Origin of the sequence: Nocardia sp. CC227C (genome assembly GCF_030767025.1) — a bacterium.
In the GTDB taxonomy this organism is placed as follows: domain Bacteria; phylum Actinomycetota; class Actinomycetes; order Mycobacteriales; family Mycobacteriaceae; genus Nocardia.
Genome location: NZ_JASITE010000022.1, coordinates 39,670 through 43,291, shown reverse-complemented (window position 1 = coordinate 43,291; position 3,622 = coordinate 39,670). Strand labels below are relative to the sequence as shown.

Annotated in this window: 2 protein-coding genes; both read right to left on the bottom strand. The window is 68.7% G+C overall.

Annotated features, from left to right (window positions below):
* Positions 1–539 precede the first annotated feature (539 nt).
* On the bottom strand, positions 540–1,907 hold the full coding sequence (locus QMO76_RS31580) for a GAF domain-containing protein (protein WP_306365014.1): 1,368 nt from the start codon (positions 1,905–1,907) through the stop codon (positions 540–542).
* A 188-nt stretch (positions 1,908–2,095) separates the two neighbouring features.
* Entirely contained in the window at positions 2,096–3,496 is a 1,401-nt protein-coding gene (gene mftF, locus QMO76_RS31575) for a mycofactocin biosynthesis glycosyltransferase MftF (protein WP_306365013.1), read from the bottom strand.
* Positions 3,497–3,622: the final 126 nt, after the last annotated feature.

Below are 3,622 nucleotides of genomic sequence, written 5' to 3'. Positions count from 1 at the left end.
CAGAGCCTCCTCGATATGACGAATCAACAAGCGGCGAAACGCTTTTCAGGCAGCGCAAATCAGGCCCGAGCACCGTCTGAGCGATGCCCGCGCCGCGGAACCACCACGGGAATTCGACGAATGCGCGCCAGCGGAGCCCACTCCGGCGGTGCGCACGTGATCTGCTGCGGACTTCCCGGCCGCGCCTTGGATCCTCTGCCCTCGGATCTCGACCGGTACGCGGGTGCGAGGCGGACCGAGAACACGTGGCGCCCGGACGCTTCCCGCATCTGGATCTACTGCTCTAGCTCTTCCTCCAACTCACGCGGCCCACAGGTGGACACTGTCCAAAAGTGGGCCGCACTGTCACCTGCGTCACATGGATGCGGTCCATGTATGGCGAAGACTAGGCGTTGACAGAATAAAACGGAACTTTTTCCCGAAAAAAAGTTGGACGAGCGTCTAGTTGGCTCACGGAGGAACGCGGCGGCAACCGCGAATGTGGGTGTCGCCACACTGCGGTCGCCAGATGTGACTGACCGCACTTTCGGATGTGGAGACTAGGAGCCGAAACGTTGCATCTGCGTTGCATCGGCGCCCATGCGCCGATCGAGAACGCGAATTTTGGCTTCTATCTGCGAATACAAGGGAGAGTCCCGGTCAACGGCCGCGCGATAGGCGACCCAGGACGCCGCGTCGTCGCGCCCCTCCGCGCCCGCCGTCCATCTGCTGAGCACGGTCGCGTCCCCGGATCGCAGCACGGCGGTCCGCAATCGCACTCGCAATTCATCGCGAATGTCTATTACTCCGGGCGCGGTCGAACGCGGCAGAACCGGCCCCGAATAGAGCCGAACGGCGGCCTCCACATCGCCGGAATCGAGCGCGGCGCGCAGCGCCTCCACATCCGTGGCGATAGGCACCAGCAATCGATAGGGACGCGAGCCGAAGACCTTGGAACCCACCACCGAGCGCAGTCGCGACACCGCGGCGCGGATGGTGGCGTTGTCCAGATCGGCGTCGTCGAGCAACAGCGCGAGATGGTCCGCGCTCAACCCCTCGGCATGCTCGGCGAGCAGCAGCAGGATCTCGGCATGCCGCTGCGACAACGGAACTCGCTCCCCCGCCACGGTCAGCTGCGGCTGCCCGAGCCCGAGCACCTCCAGACCGAGGCGTTCCGGCGCGGGCGGGTGCACCGCATCGGCGGGATGGCGCACCTGCCGATCCCGGCCGGAGCGCACGGCCGCCAGCAGCAGATCCATTTCCGCGGCGGTGGCCGCGGCCTTCACCAACGCGAGGATTTCCGGGCGCGCCACCCGCACCCCGCCCGCGATCATGAGCACGCCGACCAGGCGGCCGTCCGGATCATGCACGGGCGCGGCGGCTCCGGTGATCTGATGCATGCGGTGCAGGAAGTGTTCGGGACCGTGGATCCAGGCCGCGCGGCCGGTGCGCACCACCAGGCCCACCGCATTGGTGCCGACCCGGCGCTCGGACAGGTCGTTGCCCTCTCGCAGTCCGGCCTCGGCCGCGGCACTCACTCGATCGGGGGTGCCGTGCACCGAAAGCACCCGGCCGAACTGGTCGGCCACCACCACGATGAGACCGGTGCCGGTGGCGTCGCGCAACAGCAGCTTGTCGACCAGCGGCATCACCGCGGCGATGGCATGATTGTCCCGATACCGTTGCAGGTCAGCGCCTCTCAGCCCGCGCCCGTCACCGTCGTCCATGGGGTCGACGCCGCCGCGCAGGCTGCGCAGCCAGGACTCGAGGACCATCGGCCGCAGCAGACCCGCCAACTGACCCAGTTGTTCGGGGCCGACGCTCAGATAGCCGTGGGCCTGTGCGGCATAGGCTTCGAGCGCACCCAGCTGTGAGCCCGATTCGGCGCCGTGCTGGGAGGGGCTCCCACCTGCGATGTTGCTGACCATTTGCCTTTCCCTTCGGGCACAAACTGTACCGACGAAGGCGGGGATGCAACCCGGAAGCAGGTTCTTTGTCCGGCAGGTCACACCGTGACAGCACCTCGGCAAAATGTGAGCTGTATCTATTTATCTTTAATTCGAGTTTATTCTTCGTGGCTGACGCCCCAGCGCGCGGTTGCGGGAAGAACGCCGGTTCAGTGCGGCGGCAGCGTCGGGCGCAGGACCACAGCCGACCGCGCGCGGGCCGAGCCCCACCACAGCCCGGCGCCGTGGGCGACGTCGTCCAGACGTTTGCAGGCCAGGTAGCGCACCGGGTCCAGACCGCCCGGTTCGCGATGGGTGAACCAATCGGCGAGGCCGTCGGCCATCGCCATGGTGAACGCGATGCGGCGAATGCGGCGCGACAGCACCATGCTCAGCACGGTGACCGGCCAGTAGTGGCGGCACAGCGCCGACGCCAGCCGCCACAGCCCCGCGGAGAACCCGCGCGCCAGATAGATGGCCGAGACCCGGGTCGGGTTGTCGAGTTCGGCGAAGACGCGGCGCAGCCGGGCCAGGGTGGCGCACAGGGTGAGCAGGCCGCAGAACGCCCCCGAACGGGTGAGGGTGGCGAACAGCAGGGCGGCCACCGCGGTCCACAGCGGCACCGCGAGCGGCGCCGCCATCCCGGGATGCCGCTGCCCGAGCGGCGCCACACCGGCACCTTCGGAGACCTTGTGCGCGAACCACTTTCGCAAAGATACCGGGCACTCGTGCGCCACTCGCGCGGCGGGCTCGTAGCGCAGCCGCCAGCCCGCGCGCTCCAGCCGCCAGCACAGGTCGATATCCGCGCCCGCGGTCATGGCCTCGTCGAATCCGCCCGCGCGCGTCAGGGCGTCGCGGCGCACCAGCAGCGCGGTGCCCGGAACATAGGGCACCGGGCCGCGCGAGCGCACCGCGGACTCGCGGCGGCCGCGCTCCAGCGACGCCCGCATGTGCTCGTACCGCGCCAGCACCGTGGAATCCGGATCCATGGCCAGCAGGCGCGGGGCGACCAGTGCCACCTTGGGATCGCTGAAGTGACCGAGCATGACCTCCAGCCAGCCGCTGCGCGGGACCACGTCCGATTCCAGGAAGGCCACGAATTCGGTTGTGGCGGCACGTAATCCCAGATTGCGGGCGGCGGCGGCACCGCGGCGGCGATCCGAGCGCAGCACCGTCACCCGACGGCGGGTGCCGGGCGCGGGCGGAATGCGGACCGGGCGATCCGAGCCGTCGTCCACCACGATCACGGAGTGCCCGCGCAGCGCCGAGAGCAGCCGTTCCAACCCGGCGGCGTCGTTGTGCAGCGGCACGATCACGGTGACATCCTCCGGCGAGGGCAGCAACCGCGGGCGCGGATTGCCGACGCCGGAATCGAGCAGGCGTCTGGCTACCCGAGCCGAGAGCGGATCGGTCACCTCGAGGTAGCCGTCGCCGATCCGGGCCGCAGCCTCCGGCGCGAGCCGCAGCAACCCGGTCGGCGAGCCACCGACCAGGAAACGTCCACCGGAGTAAGTGCGCACCCTGGGATCGATTCGCACCCCGAAACCATCGGGAAGTCGATCATGGCGCATTCCAGAGATGCTAGGTCAGCACATAGGCGGCAAACGGGATCGGCACGCCGCTCCCGCGGACCCGTGCCCGGACCGGAACGTGGCGGGACCACCGGTCGACCGCGCGCTCTAGACTGCGTGGAACAA